Annotated in this window: 11 protein-coding genes, 1 tRNA gene and 6 pseudogenes; 7 read left to right on the top strand and 11 right to left on the bottom strand. The window is 59.7% G+C overall.

Features of this window, described 5'->3' with window-relative positions:
• The first annotated feature begins 18 nt into the window (after positions 1-18).
• The 6 genes from V3W39_RS02520 to V3W39_RS02495 are packed head-to-tail and all read left to right on the top strand — an operon-like array spanning position 19 to position 6,468.
• Positions 19-1,794 carry an acyl-CoA dehydrogenase family protein gene (locus V3W39_RS02520; protein WP_115486828.1) on the top strand — a complete coding sequence of 592 codons (1,776 nt, stop codon included), beginning with the start codon at positions 19-21 and terminating at the stop codon, positions 1,792-1,794.
• Positions 1,795-1,806: 12 nt separating this feature from the next.
• Positions 1,807-3,498 carry an AMP-binding protein gene (locus tag V3W39_RS02515; protein WP_230147460.1) on the top strand — a complete coding sequence of 564 codons (1,692 nt, stop codon included), beginning with the start codon at positions 1,807-1,809 and terminating at the stop codon, positions 3,496-3,498.
• Positions 3,495-4,415 carry an alpha/beta hydrolase family protein gene (locus tag V3W39_RS02510; protein WP_020302261.1) on the top strand — a complete coding sequence of 307 codons (921 nt, stop codon included), beginning with the start codon at positions 3,495-3,497 and terminating at the stop codon, positions 4,413-4,415. The genes V3W39_RS02515 and V3W39_RS02510 overlap by 4 nt, the downstream gene beginning before the upstream one ends.
• Positions 4,415-5,149 (top strand): nitroreductase family protein, encoded by a 735-nt coding sequence (locus V3W39_RS02505; RefSeq protein WP_020302260.1) that lies wholly within the window; start codon positions 4,415-4,417, stop codon positions 5,147-5,149. Before V3W39_RS02510 ends, V3W39_RS02505 begins: the two co-directional genes overlap by 1 nt.
• Positions 5,150-5,186: 37 nt before the next feature.
• Positions 5,187-6,020, top strand: coding sequence for an enoyl-CoA hydratase/isomerase family protein (locus V3W39_RS02500; RefSeq protein WP_020302259.1), 834 nt, complete (start codon positions 5,187-5,189; stop codon positions 6,018-6,020).
• Positions 6,021-6,030: 10 nt separating this feature from the next.
• A complete protein-coding gene (locus tag V3W39_RS02495) occupies positions 6,031-6,468 on the top strand; it encodes a hypothetical protein (protein WP_032904920.1) in 438 nt (145 codons plus the stop codon).
• A gap of 16 nt (positions 6,469-6,484) precedes the next feature.
• On the opposite strand, the pseudogene V3W39_RS02490 reads toward V3W39_RS02495, so the two are convergent.
• The 5 genes and pseudogenes from V3W39_RS02490 to V3W39_RS02470 all read right to left on the bottom strand — a co-directional run.
• Positions 6,485-6,786: pseudogene (locus V3W39_RS02490) on the bottom strand (hypothetical protein).
• Positions 6,783-7,753, bottom strand: a pseudogene (locus V3W39_RS02485) (integrase domain-containing protein). Before V3W39_RS02485 ends, V3W39_RS02490 begins: the two co-directional pseudogenes overlap by 4 nt.
• Positions 7,754-8,665: 912 nt before the next feature.
• Complete coding sequence (locus V3W39_RS02480; protein WP_330212160.1) at positions 8,666-9,988, bottom strand: tyrosine-type recombinase/integrase; 1,323 nt, start codon at positions 9,986-9,988, stop codon at positions 8,666-8,668.
• A gap of 161 nt (positions 9,989-10,149) precedes the next feature.
• A tRNA-Asn gene (locus tag V3W39_RS02475) sits at positions 10,150-10,225 on the bottom strand.
• Between the two features lie 177 nt (positions 10,226-10,402).
• Positions 10,403-10,531: pseudogene (locus V3W39_RS02470) on the bottom strand (TetR/AcrR family transcriptional regulator); the annotation flags it as partial.
• Here V3W39_RS02470 and V3W39_RS02465 point away from each other — a divergent pair.
• Positions 10,531-10,794: pseudogene (locus V3W39_RS02465) on the top strand (glutathione binding-like protein); the annotation flags it as partial. The pseudogenes V3W39_RS02470 and V3W39_RS02465 overlap by 1 nt on opposite strands.
• A 47-nt stretch (positions 10,795-10,841) precedes the next feature.
• On the opposite strand, the gene V3W39_RS02460 reads toward V3W39_RS02465, so the two are convergent.
• The 6 genes and pseudogenes from V3W39_RS02460 to V3W39_RS33705 form a co-directional block, all read right to left on the bottom strand.
• Positions 10,842-11,111 carry an Ada metal-binding domain-containing protein gene (locus V3W39_RS02460; protein WP_177046192.1) on the bottom strand — a complete coding sequence of 90 codons (270 nt, stop codon included), beginning with the start codon at positions 11,109-11,111 and terminating at the stop codon, positions 10,842-10,844.
• 265 nt (positions 11,112-11,376) lie between these two features.
• The gene (locus V3W39_RS02455) at positions 11,377-12,702 is read right to left on the bottom strand and encodes a cytochrome c (RefSeq protein ID WP_330212159.1); all 1,326 of its coding nucleotides are present in this window, start codon (positions 12,700-12,702) and stop codon (positions 11,377-11,379) included.
• A gap of 12 nt (positions 12,703-12,714) precedes the next feature.
• Complete coding sequence (locus tag V3W39_RS02450; protein ID WP_177046188.1) at positions 12,715-14,490, bottom strand: GMC family oxidoreductase; 1,776 nt, start codon at positions 14,488-14,490, stop codon at positions 12,715-12,717.
• A gap of 2 nt (positions 14,491-14,492) precedes the next feature.
• Positions 14,493-15,236: a gluconate 2-dehydrogenase subunit 3 family protein gene (locus V3W39_RS02445; protein WP_259197486.1), complete on the bottom strand. Its 744-nt coding sequence runs from the start codon at positions 15,234-15,236 to the stop codon at positions 14,493-14,495.
• A gap of 163 nt (positions 15,237-15,399) precedes the next feature.
• Positions 15,400-15,894: pseudogene (locus V3W39_RS33710) on the bottom strand (methyl-accepting chemotaxis protein); the annotation flags it as partial.
• A gap of 363 nt (positions 15,895-16,257) precedes the next feature.
• Positions 16,258-16,965 (bottom strand): annotated as a pseudogene (locus V3W39_RS33705) (cache domain-containing protein); the annotation flags it as partial.
• Positions 16,966-17,062: the final 97 nt, after the last annotated feature.

Raw genomic sequence — 17,062 nt, 5'->3', positions numbered from 1 at the left:
ATAAGGCAGGGGCAAGAGATGCTGCAGTACCAAGCACCACTGGAGGAGTTCAACTTCCTCGCTCACAAGGTTCTTCGACTTTCAGAGCTGTTGCCTCTGCTGCCAGAGCACCACCATATCGACGTCGACCTGTTCAAGGCCACTCTGGAGGTCGGTGCCGAGCTCACCCAAGAGCAACTGCTGCCCTTGAACGGCAGCGGCGATGCCGAGGGTTGCAGGCTTGAACAGGGTGGGGTCAAAACCCCACAGGGCTTCAAGTCAGCTTACCGCCTGTTTCAGGAGAACGGCTGGCCCGCCCTGACGGTCCCACTGTCCATTGGGGGGCAAGGTTTCCCAGGAACGGCAGGTGTCTTCTTTGACGAGATGCTCGCCTCCACCAACCTGTCTTTCAGCATTTTCGCCAACGTGCGCGAAGGTGTTCTCCGTTGTGTCGACCGATTCGGCGATGAGCGGGTTCGATCCCTGTTTTCCGACAAGCTTGCCAGTGGCGAATGGCTTGGCACCATGTGCCTTACCGAGCCTCAGGCTGGCAGCGATCTTGGTCTGATTCGCACGACTGCAGTCACGCAGTCGGATGGCTCCTACCTCCTGAGTGGAACCAAGATATTCATCTCGAACGGCGATCACGACCTGACCGAGAACATCGTTCACCTGGTGCTCGCCAGAACGGAAGGGGCCCCGGCAGGTACTGGCGGCCTCAGCCTATTCGTCGTGCCGAAATACCAATTGGAGGTTCCTGCCTCAGCCAACGGGGTGTCGGTCATCGCGCTTGAGCACAAGCATGGCATTCGTGCCAACGCCACATGCGCCCTGGCATTCGAGAATGCCAGGGGCTACCGCGTCGGCGAATTGAACCGTGGCCTTGCCTGCATGTTCCTGCTGATGAACAGCGCACGGCTCGCCGTCGGTGTCCAAACCGTAGGTCTGGCCGAGGTCGCTTACCAAAACGCGCTGCGCTATACCCAGGAGCGCTTGCAAGGCCGCGCGCTGAATGGTGCCACGCACCCCGATCAACCCGCTGACCCTCTGTTAAGTCATATTGGCGTCAAGTCGAGCCTTGTTCAGCAGCGGCTGTTTATTGAGCCAGCACGCTTGCTCTGCGCCTGGGTCGGCACCCTGCTTGATGAAGCGCGTTGCCACCCGGATGACGCGCGACGCAAGGAGGCCTCACAGCTGGCAGAGTTGTTGACCCCCATCGTCAAGGGCTACCTGTCTCAGCACGCGGGTACACATATCTCGTCCGCTCTCCAGCTGTTCGGTGGGCACGGTTACATCGTCGAAACCGGCATGGAGCAGCTGCTGCGCGATGCGGCCATCTGTCCGATCTATGAAGGCACGAACTACATCCAGTCTCTGGACTTGCTAGGGCGCAAGACTCTGAGCGATCAGGGACAGCGCTTGGGGATCTTCCTCAGCCACATCCCCGCGCTAGCCGAGCGTCTGCGCCAGCGTCCAGGACTGGAAGGGGTCGCCACGACCTTGGCGTCATGGGGGACCGAGTTCGAACCATTGGTTCAGCAACTATCGGTCGATACGGTTTTCAACCGGGACGTTGTGGGTTTGGTTGCGCCGGACTTCCTTGAACTGCTGGGTACCGTTGTTTTTGGCTATTTGTGGGCATGGATCGCGGATGCCGTCGCGCCGTCAACGTCTGATGAAGAATTCCTCAGAAGCAAACCTGCTCTGGCCCGTCTGTATTTTTCCGAAGCCGAAGTACGTGTCCCTTCACTTATCGAAAAGCTGAAGCGCAATGCATCGCGTCTTGGGCTGCTCGAACAGATCCAACTCTGCTAGGGCGGACCACAGATGAATCGTTCAAATAAAAAAGATAATGAGAAACTGAAGTTAGTCAGTACCCCGCAGAGTGGCAGCGAGCTTGCTGACCTTGGGGTTTGCACCATAGAAGAGCTGCTGCAGCGTAGCGCTATGAAAACGCCTAAAGCCCCGGCCCTGTCGGCAATGGGTGCCAACATAAGCTACGAGCGATTACAGAATCTGAGTGCTGCGGTAGCGACCTGGTTGATCAACCAGGGGCTGCAACCGGGAGCTCGGGTTGCAGTCGCTTTGCCGAACATGCTCGCCCATCCGGTGGCGTGCCTGGGAATAATCCGGGCGGGTTTGATCGCCGTCTGTGTGAACCCTTTGTATACGCCGCAGGAGCTGGCGCAGGTTTTCAAGGACAGTGAAGTCAAAGCCGTATTTCTCTTCGAACCCATGGGCCAGGGTGTCCAGCAGGCCATGCTCAAGGCCGGTGTAAGTATTGCTGTGCAAGTCGCCCCAGGTGATCAACTAGGCTGGCGACGGTCATTGGTTAATTGGGTAGCTCATCGACGCTTGGGTAGTAAGTTCACCCGCATAGAAGGAGCCGTCGACTGGCGCAAGGTCGTAGCGACTCGTGCGACCAAACTAAGTCAACGCGCGCCCATTACAGCCGAGCAGACGGCCTTCATAATCTATAGCGGTGGCACTACAGGGCAGCCCAAAGGAGTGCCCATCAGTCATCGGGCTTTGCTGTTCAACGTTGGCCAACAGCATTCGGCTCTGCGTCCGCATCTTTTAGGCAGGGCCGAGCCGGATTACGTGTTGCTGCTCGCGGTGCCGCTCTACCACATTCTCGGCCTGGGCAATCTGCTCTTCACCCTGGCCAAAGGCGGTAAAGCGGTATTGGTGATGAATCCACGCGATACCACGGCGTTTGTCAAAGAGTGGTCCCGGCACCGCATAAGCAGTTTCCCCGGCGTCAACACCCTCTACAACTCGCTCCTGGAGAACGAAGAATTTCACTCGCAGGACTTCACGGACCTCGCTCTCTGCCTCGGTGCGGGCATGCCGGTCAGCGAGTCCACGGCCAAGTTCTGGCACCGGATCACTGGCTGCCATATCACCGAAGCCTACGGTATGACTGAAACCGGACTGATTTCCTGCAACCCGGCCGGACGCTCCCGCCCCGGCTCGGTAGGTTTGCCAGTAGCGGGAATTGAAATTTCCCTACGAAGCGAGAATGACGACGAGGTCACCGTCGGTGCCGGCGAGATATGTGTGCGCAGCCCCGCCATCATGGCCGGTTACTGGCGACGGCCCGAAGAAAACGCGTCTGCATTCACCAGCGATGGCTTCTTCCGCACGGGGGACATCGGTCTCTTCGACCCGGACGGCTATCTGCGCCTGGTCGACCGCAAGAAGGAAATGATCATTTCCTCGGGATTCAAAGTCTTCCCTTCGGAGATCGAGCGAGTTCTGAATGCTCACCCCGGGGTGATGGAGTCGGCGGTCGTGCCGGCTCCTGACGAGAAGGCCGGAGAAATACCCATCGCCTACGTCGTTCGTCGCCAACCCTATCTGGATGAGGCCCACGTGATCGCACACTGCGAAAAGTATCTGGTCAGCTACAAGCGTCCCCGCCGCATCATCTTCCGAGACGACTTGCCCAAGAGCAATGTGGGCAAGATTCTCCGAAAAGAACTGGTTGGCGCAGAACAGCAGGAGTGCTCTGAATGACTCTGCCTAATTCAGCCGCCACCTTCTCGGTGATTGATCAACTGACGCTAGTGGCCGACGACGGCTACCGCCTCGCCGCCACCCACTATTCAGCACAGGGCAATCTGAAGGGCAACCTGATCATGGCCGGTGCGACCGGTGTGCAACAGCGTTTCTACCGCCGCTTCGCCGAGCATGCCAGTAAACAAGGCTTCAACGTCCTGACTGTCGATTACCGAGGTATCGGAGAGTCCAGGCCCACATCCCTGAAAGGTTTCGAGATGTCCTACCTGGACTGGGGCTTTCGCGATCTGGCAGCAGCCGTTGAGCACATGGACGATGGCAGGACTCCGCTGTTCTGGGTCGGCCACTCCTTTGGTGGGCATGCTCTGGGCTTGCTGCCCAATCATCACAAGATCACTTCTGCCTATTGCTTCGGTACTGGCGCCGGATGGGCCGGGTGGATGCCCAGGCTTGAAGCCTTCAAAGTTCGCCTGCTGTGGTCTTGTGTTCTGCCGCTGATCGTCGCGTACAAGGGCTACATGGCCTGGAGCATGCTGGGGATGGGCGATGACCTGCCACTGGGTGTCTACAAAGACTGGCGGCGCTGGTGTGCCCACCCCCATTACTTTTTCGACGATCCCTCAATGGCTCCGGTCGCCAGCCTTTATGCCGAAGTCCGCATGCCCTGCGTCTTCGCCAATGCGGTGGATGACCCATGGGCGCCTCCTGCCTCGCGAGACGCCTTCCTCAAGGGTTATCGCAATGCTCCGTTGCTGACGCGTGATCTCCATCCCGAGACGAAAAAGCACCCCATCGGTCACATGGGGTATTTCCGGGCTTCAGCTACGGATGCCTGGGACGAGGTGCTCAACTGGTTTGCGGCGCAGAGCAACAGTACAACGACGCAAAGTCGCGCTGGCACGGGATGCCGCTGATGAGCACCACCGCGCCACGCACAGAGTTTTCTGCATCTGCCAAGGTATTCCGCTCACTGGTCGAAAGTCGGCGCGCAGTGCGACATTTCACGGCCGAAGCGGTGCCCAAGGCGGTTATCCAGGAGTGCCTGGAGCTGGCAATGCTGGCACCTAGCTCATGTAATCTGCAGCCTTGGTCTTTTCATGTCGTACGCAATCCCGATCTCCTGCAACAACTGCAGCCTGTGTGTTTGGGCCAGAGCGCTGCGAAAGCACCGCTGATCATTGCCGTGTTCGCACATTCGAACACCTGGGAACAGGCATGTGCCGATGTACTCAGGCTTTGGCCAGAACCCGCTGTGCCCAAGGCGATTGAGCATTTCTACAAGAACAGCGCCCCATTCCAGTACAACCAAGGCTGGTTGGGTTGGCGCGGTTTGCTCAAACGACAGATGGTCAGGCTGATGGGCTTCAGGCGCCCCGTCATGCGCACGCCCAATAGCCTGGAACAGATGCGACTCTGGGCCGTGAAGTCGACAGCGCTGGCGGCGCAGAACCTGATGCTGGCGTTCCAGAGCCACGGCTACAGCACCTGCCCCATGGAGGGCTTCGATGAGAAGCGTCTGAAGCAGGTGCTGCCCGTTCCGAAAGGCGCAATCCCAGTCATGCTGCTGGCGGTCGGGATGCCCGGAGAACGCGCGGTCTACAACCCACGGTTGCGCTTCCCGCTCAATCAGCGCGTGGCGTGGCATTGATCATCCGCACAGAACAATAACAAGAGGGCTAGCTGCCATGGCTTTTACCCAAATCGACTACGAGACACACGGCCCTATCAGGGTCATCCGTTTCAATCGCCCAGACAAGCGCAACTGCATTGGGCCAACCACCCACTTGGAGCTGGTGGAGGCCTGGACACGTTTCCGGGATGACCAGAGTGCTCTGGTTGCGATCATCACTGGTGCCGGCGACAAAGCTTTCTGTACCGGTGGAGACCTTGAGGCAGGATTTGACCTGGTGCCTTCCACCGCGGACGAGATTGCTGCGCACGACCGCGGCGAGCGCCCGGGTATTCTCGGACCCAGCCGTTGGACGGACATCTACAAGCCCGTGATCGCTGCTGTGAATGGCGCTGCCTACGCCGGCGGCCTGGAATGGGCCTGCTTCGCAGACATGCGCATCGCCGAGGAGCACGCCTCCTTCGGTGTGACCTGTCGCCGCTGGAACATTGGCCTGGCCGATGGCGGCAGCCAACGCCTGCCGCGCATCGTGGGGTTGGGCAGGGCAATGGAGCTGATCCTGACAGGCAAGGTCATCTCGGCCTCTGAAGCCCTCACCATCGGCTTGGCCAATGAAGTGGTCCCCAAAGGGCGCTCACTGGAGCGTGCGATGGAACTGGCCAAATTCCTCTGTGCCCTCCCTCAACCCGCCATGTGCGGGGACAAGGAGGCCGCGATCCGCGGCTATGGCCAACCCCTGTCTGAGGGCTTGCGCATCGAGGCGGAGTGTTTCAACCGTTCCATCCATCAACCCGAGACCCGCGAGGGGCTGCGTCGCTTTCTTGAGCGCGATCATCCCGACAGACGCTCCGATGCGCCAACTAAGACGCCAGGTTTGATCAGGGACTGAGGAGAACACCATGCGATTTAACCTTTTGCTTCAACTACATCTTTTCGCCGTGGCCTTCTGGCTGGGCGTCGTAGCGGTCGAGTACCTGCTTGAACGCACCCGAGCACAGAGTCGGAGTCAGGGCTTCACAGTCGCCAGGCTGCACAGCCAGATCGATCTGTTCTTCGAGATGCCCGCCTTCAGCGTGGTGCTGGTGACCGGATTGCTGCTCATCGAGCCTGCGCGCTTCGACGGAATTTATGCCCTAAAAGTTGTGGCAGGAGGCATCGCTGTTCTCGGCAATGCACTGTGCCTTGTGCCCGTACTGAAGCGACGTGCATCCGCAGAGACAGACGACCTCGCCGATGTCATTTATCAGTCAAAGATGATCGACCAGATCTCCTTGTTGGCCATCCCGGCTGGGCTGGTGGCACTAGCCTGTGGTGTCTATCTGACGGTACTTCGCTGACATCTTGATACCCTGCTCAAAGGTTCGTTTTTGGCCGGTTGTTGGCCCTTGTTTGGCGGTTGAACTGCCAGGACTTTCCTAGACGATGAGCAAGCAAGTGCACGGTCAGCAGATAGTAATAGCGCGTCGATTCAGCGTGCTGGTTCATATGGTGATATAGGAACCATGCGAGATGCTTTTGCTGCCAAGTCCATGGATTGTCGCGTCGCCAGCGATCAGCTATTGCTGTTTGGATAGCCTTCGCTGACGCAGGTGGCGTTGGCGTGTGGTATGAGACCCGCCCGCCAGGAACAACTCCATATCGAATGCCTTACTCATGCTCGGCCCCCTATGTAAGCCGAAACTACGTCGATACGACCGTGCCCCAGCTCATAGCTGATTTGTGCTCGGGCCTCCTGATCGAGGTGTCGGTCGGGCTGGTAGCAGCTGCCACCGTTGATGGGTGCAGGATGCTGGGTGATTTGCTCATAGCGTTTGCACGCATAGGTCGCCCGCAATTCGTGGAAACCCTTGAGGTTGTGCGCATGGAGAATCTCCCGTGCGGGGCGAACGATTACCTGTTGGAAATCGAGGTAGCGTTCATTCGCTGCAAGCAGGTTGCGGCTACCGTCAGGCGAGACTTGAAGGGCGAATGCCAGTGCGTCGAGGATGTGCTCATCCACCGAGGGGCCGAGGCGCCGGATCGGCCACCTTTGGTGCCGTCTTGGATGTTGATCCTCCCGAGTTGCTCGGCTTCCCGTTGTAGTCGGGGAAGGTCGGCCAAAATCGCCTCGCGTAAGCGCATACCGGTTGCTCGCGCCAACTGCGCGATGGAGGCGGCGCGCGACTGCTGATGTCCGCAGAGCCCGTCTACGACCCGCTTCACGTGTTCGCGGTCTTGGCCTTGCGGCACCGAGCGACGAACACTGGTGCGCCGCATTCCCAACGCCTTGCTCGGACTCGCCACCTTCACATACTGATCACCGCGCAGCGCAGCCATCGTTCGGTTCACGCTGGACAACCGGTTTTGCGCGGTGGCGATGCCGATAGCGCCTTGTTCAACGTGCTGGCGCAGATGTCCGGCGTAGTCCAGCAAGGTCTGCCGATCAATCTGCCGCGCATCGTTAAACCCTGGCCCATCCTCCGAGCGACACCAGCGTACAAACGCCTGCCAGCGATCACTGTGCGCCTTGACGGTCCCGTAATGCCCGCCGCCAAATAGATCGCGCAATGCCTGCGGCCCGGCATAACTCAGTTGCCGGCCATAGCCAAAATTGCGTCCATCTCGCCTGCCCACCAGTGCCATGATCGAACGCCTCTCGAAGCCAATACTTTTAAAACCTTCCCCACGTCATCCCGCCAAGAATGTTGAGTGTTATCAGGGATCAAGGCCCCTGCGGCCTGTGAGGGTTGTCCACTCACGCGGGACTGGCGGCTCCTTACGACCGGGAGCTTGGGCATCTCATGATCTGACCTCCTGAGCACTTCCGAGGAAGTGGGCGGGTGGAGGCTGCACTGGCTGACGAGACCAGCGCCGCGAGATCCTGAGTCGGGTGAAGGCAGTGATGAGATGACCGGGGCATGCCTGACTGTCAGTCAGGTGCAACCCATTCCTTGGGCTGCGGCACCATCATCTGCATCGCTGTTGCTGGTGACTTCGGTGTTTGTCACGCCGATTGTCACGAGGGGGAATGCCGCAAAGCCTTGTACGAGTTGGGCTGCAGCAGCGGTAGGAGCGCCCGTCTCTTTCCGGGAGAAAGAGACGGGCGCAGGTTGGCGCAATGAAATGGCCAAGCGAATAGGTTGCTGCAGGGCAGCTATAAAAGGGTATGAGTTGCCGCAGTGGGCACACTGGTAAAAGTAGGCATCCATCACTCGGTGAGTGACCGTGCGAGCCGCCGGACGCTAATCGCACTTTGGGAGAACCACCACGGTGTGGCGTAGCCTTAAAGGTTCTGGCTACCTGGGTTGCTGTCAGCGACAGCGCTTTGCCCGACCTTTTCTACGCCTGTGGAGAATTAGGGTCAAGGCTCGAATTTTCGGGAGTTGTGCGGCTGTGGATGAAATTATCCACTAATGGAAATCAGTGGTTTTCCACAGACAATTGCGTGGGCTTTAGATTTTTTAAGTGAGGTCCATCCAAACAGGGCGGCTTTGCAGCCCTGTTTGGATGGACCCGCGTGGACAAACGGATCACTGAGATATGAGGACCGAGCGCTTACTCAGTTGCGCCACGTTTTGCTTTTAGGCGAGTGACATTGGCACCCGTCTGATTGGCGAATTCGCGTGGGCTGACATGCTTCTGCTGATTAGCCTCAAGGTAGCGACTCCACCAGTTCATGATCAGCCTGCGCTCCTCGATGAACTCGGCCTTGTGGATGTAAGCGGCGCGGACGTTGTTGCGTTCCTTGTGGCTCATCTGCCGCTCGATGGCTGTGTCCGTCCACAAGCCTGACTCGATCAGTGCGCTGCAGGCCATCGAACGAAACCCATGCCCACAGATCTCGGATTTGGTGTCGTACCCCATCTTCCGAAGCGCGCTGTTCACCGTGTTTTCGGACATTGGTTTCCAAGACTTGGTATCGCCTGCGAACACCAAGTCAAATTTGCCTGTGATTGCGTGGATCTGCTCGAGCAGGGCGATCGCTTGCGGCGATAAGGGTACAAGATGGATATCGCCTGCCATCTTCGTACCCCTTGTGGAAAAGGGTACGCCTTCCAACGCTGGTCGCGTGTCGGGTATTTCCCAGACGCCACGTTTGAGGTCGAACTCGCTCCAGCGGGCGAAGCGCAGCTCGCTGGAGCGTACAAACACGTGCAGCGACAGCAAGACCGTCAGCCGGGTAAGTGCGCGGCCTTTATAGGTGTCGATCCGTTCCTGCAATTCAGGCAAGCGCGATAAGGATAAGGCGGGGCGGTGGACGACCCGCGAGGCTTTGATCGAGCCTACGAGGTCGTAAGCAGGGTTTACGGTGATAAGCCGGAGGCGCTTTGCCTCGCGCATGATGCTCTGCAGGTAGTTTTGTACCCTTAAAGCAATATCTATCGTTCCGCGCTTCTTAATCGCGTCCAGGGGCCGCATAAGGTCGTGGGTATCAAGGTCGACAATGGCGCGGGCGCCGATCAGCGGGAAGAGATGAGTTTTGAGGCGACTCATCACTGTCTTGGAATAGTCCGGTGCCCACTTGGCTGACATTTCCGTGTGCCAGCCGAGGGCAACGCTTTCAAAGGTGCAGCCTTTGATTAGGGCTTGCGTCTTGGCTTGGTGCTTGGCTCCTATAGGGTCAATGCCATCCGCCAGCATTCGCTTGACCTCCAAGCGCTTGCGGCGCGCATCCGAGAGGCCAACGATGGGGTAGTTGCCGAATGAGGTCAGTCCTTCCCGGCCATCAGGTTTGACGTATCTGAGACGCCAGCCTTTGCGGCCATTGGGTTGGACTAGAAGGTAAAGGCCGTCGCCGTCGAAAAGCTTGTAGGCGCGGTCTGTGGGCTTGGCCGAACGGCAAGCGGCGTCGGAGAGTGGAGCAGTAGTGCGCGACATAAGGGTACTCCCTTTTATCGAACTGACCTTTATCCCAAACTCTACCCTTAAAATGGCTGGTATCCACCGGAATCCGACAGAACGCCAAAACGAAAAAACCCGCCAGAAGGCGGGTTTTCGGGGGTTTCAGAGATTTTGAAAGCCTTCTCTGGAACCTTGTCTGGCTCCACGACCTGGACTCGAACCAGGGACCCAATGATTAACAGTCATTTGCTCTACCAACTGAGCTATCGCGGAATGCGCCGTATGTTACTGATTGGAAAGGATAAGTCAAGCTTTATGTGGTGATGGGGATTTGCCCCGGCGATTTCCCAAGGCTCGCCTGAGTGGTCTGTGCACATCCATCAACGGCTGTTGGGTAAACCCAACATTTTGCCCATTGGGAATCGGCAACCCGGCTTGCGCCATCAATCGCTACACCGGCAGCAATCCCGCCTGCCGGTACCCCTCAATCAACCCATCATAAAGCGCAATATCCGAGCGGCTCCTCGCCATCAACTGGGCACCGGCCACTGCGGCGAAGATCGCCCGGCCCCGGCTTTCAAAACGTCGAGTGGGGCTTTCGTCAGCGTGATAAGGCGCTCAGGGGCATGCACTATTTCAACGAGGTACTAAAACGACAGCCATTCGTTGCGGGGGAGGCGTTTTCAATGGCCGATATCACTGTTATAGGAGGGTTGATCTTTGCCCAACTGGTGGAGCTGGCGGTGCCAGCCGAGTGCGAAGCACTGCAAGCGTGGTACGCCAGTATGCAGGCGCGCCCGAGCGTGAAGAACAGGGTGAGCATGTCTGACCCGACTGCCTGAGGTCGGTAGCCGTGACTGACTCCAGCGCTGGGCAACCCAGGTTGGAGTCAGTCACTTATTGCCGGTGCCAGTCGGCGATATTCGTCGGGCATACAGACAGCACAAGGCCGATATCCCGCAGCTATAGCGGTAGCTTCATCGAGAAAAAACACGCGATTTTTCACATAACCACCGCGTGCTATCGCTTGCAGCGCCGCACGACAGTCGAGCTTTCCATAGAGCCTGCTACGACGGTGGCCGCCCAGCGTTCCCGGCTCGTGGCTTGGGAAAAGGTTGGCGTCTTTGCCCATCAGCATCCACGCGGTTTTTTCAGCCATCGCCCGTACTCCTGCCGTAACGGCCCACCCTTGCGTTCCCCTGTATCGCCTATCAGATCGGGCCGCGCACCCGGTTTCTTGCTTTTTTATTCCTCAAAGAAGGTCAAAGTCGGACACCTTACGTACTTCCGATTGCTGCTTTTCGACCTGGCAACTAGGTGGGATTCAGCGCGGCCGGAGTATTCGACCCGGGTATGTAACGTCAAGGAACATCAGCAGGCTGACGCCTTGCACGTCAGCCTGCCTCGTCACCTATCGCGTGGCCTTACGGCTGCGGCAACGTGTCCCTGATTTGCTTGACCTGCACCGCACTCACCGCCGGTGCCTGGTTACCCCAGCTAGTGCGGACAAAGCTCAGCAGCTGTGCCACTTCGTCATCCGACAGGCGCCAGGCGAAACCCGGCATGCCCAGGGTGGAAGGGGCAGTCGCGGTGGCCGGCAGGCTACTGCCCGCCAACACCAGGCGAATCATCGACACCGGGTCCTGGGACAACACCGACGAGTTACCGGCGATTTTCGGGAATACCCGTGCATCGCCCTGGCCGTTGGTACGGTGGCAGGCGGCGCAGTTGTCGATGTACAGCTCGGCACCACGGCTGCCTTCCTGCCCCGCAGCCAGGGCTTTGGCGGTGGCCGGGTCGGCGGTGAAGCTCGAGACCTGGCGCCCGTCGGCAGGCAGCGTTTTCAGGTACGCCGCCATGGCGTGCAGGTCCCGGTCGTTGAGGTGCTGGGTGCTGTGAACCACCACATCGCCCATCGCACCACCCAATACCGCATGGGTTTCGCTGCGGGCGCTGCGCAGGGTCGCGACGATGTCGTCGACACTCCAGCTGCCCAGGCCGTCTGCCGGGTTGCCCCGCAGGTTCACCGCCAGCCAGCCATCGATCACCGGCCCGCCAGACAAGTAGACCGGGCTGGATTCATCCAGCGCCTTCTCCTGCAAGGTCACCGCCCGTGGTGTGTGGCAACTGCCGCAGTGGCCCAGGCCCTGGACCAGATAGGCACCGCGTGCCACGTCGGCGTCCTTGTAGCCATCGGCCTTGAATGCCACAACGTCGGGGTCGGGGGCGAACACTTTGCGCCAGATCGCCAGCGGCCAGCGCATGGACAGTGGCCACGGCACCGCGTTGGCGCGGTTCTCGGCATTGACCGGCGCGACGCCGTGCATGAAGTAGGCGTACAGCGCCTGCAGGTCATCGTCGTCTACCCTGGCATACGCCGGGTACGGCATGGCGGGGTACAGGCTGCTGCCATTGGCGGCGATACCGTGCCGAACCGCGCGGTCAAAATCTTCCAGCGAATAACCGCCAATACCGGTGGCTTTGTCGGGCGTGATGTTGCTGCTGTACAGCGTGCCGATGGGCGAGGCGATCGGCAGGCCACCGGCGAACGGCTGACCGCCTTTGGCGGTGTGGCACGCGGTGCAGTCGCCGGCATCCGCCAGGTAGCGACCTTTCTCGATCAATGCGGCCTGTTGCGCTTCAGGCGCCGGTTGTAACCCACGGGTGTGGGTCGGCCAGAAGGCGAATGCCAACAACACGACCAGCACCGTCACCACCAAGCCAACCAGGCTCAAGAGAAACTTTTTCATTGGTCTCTCTCCTTATGCCTGAACCAGCGGGCCGGGGTTTTTGAGGTATTGCTCGCGAATCGCCGTGGCAGACCAGTACGCCAGCGCCCCCACCATCCCCGTGGGGTTGTAGCCGTTGTTTTGCGGGAACGCATTGGCGCCAATGGCGAACACGTTGTGCACGTCCCACGACTGCAGGTAGCGGTTCAATGCCGAGGTTTTCGGGTCGCTGCCCATGATCGCGCCACCACAAGTGTGGGTGCTCTGGTACTTGGTGATGTTGTAGTGCTCGCCCGGCTTCTTGGCGTCGCCGGCCATGGCGGTCGGGTTGAGGATTTTCGACATCTCCAGCGCCTTGCCCACCAGGAACTGCGAGGCCTTGATTTCGTTGTCGTGCCAGTCGAAGTTCATCCGCAGCAGCGGTCGACCGAAGCCGTCCTTGTAGGTCGGGTCCAGGCTCAAGTAGTGCTGACGGTACGACATGCAGGCACCTTGCACCTCGAAGTAGAACGAATGACGGAACGCATCGCTGGCCGCCTGTTTCCACTGCGTGCCCCAGGCTGGCGTGCCCGGCGGTACGTTGATCCCGCGCACCGGACCGGCGCCCGGCTGGCGTGCCCAGATAATCCCGCCGCCGACAAAACCGGCCTTGGCATTGTCCAGCTGGTTGCCGTTGAGGTTGTCCATGGTGGTGCCTGCGCCACCGATCCCGATGAACTGGTTGGCCTGTACTTCCTTGCCGAAAAACAGCACCACGCGATTGAGGTTCTGGTACGAGTAGTTGCGCCCGATGGTGCCTTCACCGCTCACTGGGTCGTAGGGTTTGCCGATCCCCGAGAGCAGCATCAAATGCACGTTGAACAGCGAAAACGCGCACAGCAGCACCAGGTCGGCCTGTTGCTCCACTTCACGGCCCTGGGCATCCAGGTACGTGACGCCGGTGGCCTTCTTGCCATCGCTGTCGAGGTTGACCTTGAGCACTTGCGCATGGGTGCGCAGCTCAAAGTTTTTGCGCTGGCGCAGCACCGGCAGAATGCTGATGTTCGGGCTGGCTTTGGAGTAGTTCAGGCAACCGTAGTCACTGCAGAAACCGCAGGCGTTGCACGGGCCCATCTGGCAACCGTAGGGGTTGACGTAAGGTGCCGACGCGTTGGACGCGGGGATCGGGTACGGGTCCCAGCCCATCTCGCGGGCTGCACCGTAGAACATCTCTGCGCCGAGGTAATTGGGGTTCGGGCCCAACGGAAACTCACGGGAACGCGACCCTTCGAACGGGTTGCCGCCCACCTGTTTCGCACCCTGAATAACCCCGGCCTTGCCGGAGGTGCCACACACGTATTCGAAGTGATCGAAGTGCGGTTCCAGGTCTTCGTAAGTGACCGGGAAATCCTGGATGGTCATGTCGTCGGGAATGAACTTGGCGCCATAGCGCTGCTCGGTATTGCTGCGCAACTTGAAGTCTTCCGGCAGTGCGCGAAAGTGGCAGCCAGACCAGTGGCTGCCCGCACCGCCGACACCGGTGCCCGGCTTGAACGAGCCCATTTGGCGATACGGCACGGCAGTGGAGGTCAGGTTGTGCCGTGCGGTCACGGTTTCCTGGGACAGGCTTTGCAGGTAGCGGCGATGCACTGAACCTTCAAGCTCATCGACGACTTTCGGGTAGGCAAAATCAGGTTGCGTGTCACGGTCGGCACCGCGCTCCAGTACCACCACGTGCAGCCCTGCATCGGTGAGTTCCTTGGCCATGATTGCCCCGGTCCAGCCCATGCCCACAATCACTACGTCTGCTTTTGGTTTGATGTTCGCCATGCTCAACCCCTCCGTCCGGCCAGATCGACCGGCGGCAACGGGTACGGCTTGTCCCGTACCGTGACCCAGTCCATGTAATCGGCGCGCATGCCGGGATAACCGATCATTTTCCACGCGCCCATGTTTTTGTTGCCGCCGTGGGACGGGTCGGCGAAGTAGCCGTTGCGCACTTCGTTGAGCAGGTTGCTGAAAAACAGCTTCGAGGAAATGTCTTCCAGTGCCAGTTTGCCGCTCTCGGCATTCTTCAACAGGTCTTCCTGCAGGGCCGTCGAGAGCTGGGCAAAGGTCTTGCCGGCGAAGGTCTTCTGGCAACTGGCGTCGATGGCCTTGATCCCGACCCGCAGGGTTTCGCGCAACGTCAGGCGACCCTGGTAGCCGAACTCCGGGGCCGCTTCGACGAAGGGGCCTTGCATGTACCAGATGCCGCCGTTGGCGTAGGGCGTTTGCATGTGCCGGTCGAGAAACTCCGGCACGCCGAGTTCGACGGCGCCGGGGCCGACGTGATCGGACGGGATCAAGCGGTCACAGGCCGCCATCAGGAAGGCCCACTCCTGCGGGGTGAAAAACGTCGGTTTGTAATCATCGACCCTGGCCGGTGCTGGCGTGCCAGCCTGGCTGTCACTGGCCGGGGTCTGCGCGAAGGCGCCGGAGGAAAGGCCGGTACTGGCCAGTGTGACAACGGGGATCAGCGTCAACGACTTGCGTAAAAAGTCGCGACGCCCTGGGGAGGTATCGTTCTCGGACATCGGTTACTCACTCCTGAGTCTAAACACGGGTGTGCGTTGGTTTTTCTTATGATTTGCCGCCCGAAGACGGCAATTGAATCGCTACCTAATAATGATCAAGCTAACTAATAAGTCGTCACTAAAACAGCTATCGCCCCCTGTTTCAAGGCAATGGCGCACCGGGTCAGATCTTGAATTGGCGCACCAGGCTGTTGAGGTTGGCCCCCAGCGCAGACACATCGCGCATAGTGCGCGCGCTGTGTTCGGTTTCGTCGGCCAGGCTTTCCACCGCGCCTGCAATCTGATGCACGCTGCGGTTGATCTCTTCGGCGACCGAGGTCTGCTCTTCGGCGGCGCTGGCAATCTGCGCGTTCATTGCGTTGATGGTGCCGATCAGGTCCGAGATCGAATCCAGCGAAACCCCCACTTCGTTGGTCTGCTGATTGGCACCTTCGCCGGCTTCGGTCGAACGGTGCATCGCGGCCACCGAGGCGGTGGTGCCGGCTTCCAGGCGCGTGATCATGCCCTGGATCTCTTGCGTGCTCTGTTGCGTGCGGCTGGCCAGTGCACGAACTTCATCGGCCACCACCGCAAAACCACGGCCGGCCTCACCGGCACGCGCGGCTTCAATCGCGGCATTGAGTGCCAGCAAGTTGGTCTGGTCGGCAATCGAACGAATCACGTCGAGCACCGAGACAATGGAGCGTACATCCTGCTGCAGGCTGTCGAGGCTGGTACCGCTCAGGCGAATATCCGACACCAGTGCGCTCATCCCGGTGATGTTGTCGCCCACCACCTTGCGGGCGGCGTGGCCTTGCTGGTCGGTCTCTGCCGCCGCCTGGGCCGCACGCTGGGCACTGAGCGCCACTTCCTGGGCCGCGGCTGACATTTCGTGGATCGCGGTGGCGACCTGGTCGGTCTCGTTGCGCTGGCGCTGCATCGCTTGTTCGGAGCGCAGGGTTTGTTGGGTCGCCTGATGCACCAGGCCGTCGAGGTCGGTGGTCATCTTCGCCACCTGGCTGACCATGGTGTGGATCTTGTCGATGAACCGGTTGAACGAGGCGGCCAGGTCACCCAATTCATCGTTGCTGGTGATCGCCAGGCGATGGGTAAGGTCGCCTTCACCGGCGGCGATGTCATCCAGGTTGGTCTTGAGCACACGCAGCGGGCGGACCACGCCATTGGCCGTCCAGATACCGGCCGTTGCGGTGACCAGCAGCAACACCAGGGTCACCAGGAAGATGCTGCCCAGCAGGGCGCGGGTGCGTTCGGTGACCGCTATCTGCTCCAGCGCCATGGCGGCGTCGATGTCATCCATATTGATTGCACTGCCGAGCACCATGTCCCATTTTTCCAGGTACACGGTGTAGCCCAGCTTGGGCACCTGCACGCTTTCCTGGCCGGGTTTGGGCGCGAAGTAATCGACGTAGTGCTTACCGTTCCTGGCCACTTCGACAAACGTCTGGTAGTGGAAGGAGCCGTCGGGGTCCTGGGTGTCCCAGAAGCTCTTGCCGACCCCGGCGGTGCTGTCGCCACGGAAGACCCGCATGCCTTTGGTGTCGTAACCGAAAAAGTAGCCTTCATCGCCGAACTTCACTGGCTTGAGCAACTCGAGGGCCTTGTCCCGGGCTGCCATATCGCCCTTTGCCGAGGCGTCGTGCAGCGGCTTGATGGTGGTCAGGGCCACCTCGACATAGTTCTTCAGTACGTCACGATTGCGCTTGATCAAACCTTCTCGGGTTTCGAGCATTTGCTGATCGGCAGTGCGCTGCAGCATCCACGACGCAAGGCCGCTGATAATCAATGCGAACAACAATGCGGGGATGATGGCCAGACACAGCAACTTG

This window comes from Pseudomonas sp. Z18(2022) (genome assembly GCF_036346535.1).
Taxonomy (GTDB): domain Bacteria; phylum Pseudomonadota; class Gammaproteobacteria; order Pseudomonadales; family Pseudomonadaceae; genus Aquipseudomonas; species Aquipseudomonas yamanorum_A.
Note: the sequence above shows the minus strand (reverse complement) of the source record. Positions and strands in the feature narration are given on the sequence as shown.

Coding starts and splice junctions, on each gene's coding strand:
- V3W39_RS02520 (WP_115486828.1), top strand. CDS start 19: ATGCTGCAGTACCAAGCACCACTGGAGGAGTTCAACTTCCTCGCTCAC.
- V3W39_RS02515 (WP_230147460.1), top strand. CDS start 1,807: ATGAATCGTTCAAATAAAAAAGATAATGAGAAACTGAAGTTAGTCAGT.
- V3W39_RS02510 (WP_020302261.1), top strand. CDS start 3,495: ATGACTCTGCCTAATTCAGCCGCCACCTTCTCGGTGATTGATCAACTG.
- V3W39_RS02505 (WP_020302260.1), top strand. CDS start 4,415: ATGAGCACCACCGCGCCACGCACAGAGTTTTCTGCATCTGCCAAGGTA.
- V3W39_RS02500 (WP_020302259.1), top strand. CDS start 5,187: ATGGCTTTTACCCAAATCGACTACGAGACACACGGCCCTATCAGGGTC.
- V3W39_RS02495 (WP_032904920.1), top strand. CDS start 6,031: ATGCGATTTAACCTTTTGCTTCAACTACATCTTTTCGCCGTGGCCTTC.
- V3W39_RS02480 (WP_330212160.1), bottom strand. CDS start 9,988: ATGTCGCGCACTACTGCTCCACTCTCCGACGCCGCTTGCCGTTCGGCC.
- V3W39_RS02460 (WP_177046192.1), bottom strand. CDS start 11,111: ATGGCTGAAAAAACCGCGTGGATGCTGATGGGCAAAGACGCCAACCTT.
- V3W39_RS02455 (WP_330212159.1), bottom strand. CDS start 12,702: ATGAAAAAGTTTCTCTTGAGCCTGGTTGGCTTGGTGGTGACGGTGCTG.
- V3W39_RS02450 (WP_177046188.1), bottom strand. CDS start 14,490: ATGGCGAACATCAAACCAAAAGCAGACGTAGTGATTGTGGGCATGGGC.
- V3W39_RS02445 (WP_259197486.1), bottom strand. CDS start 15,236: ATGTCCGAGAACGATACCTCCCCAGGGCGTCGCGACTTTTTACGCAAG.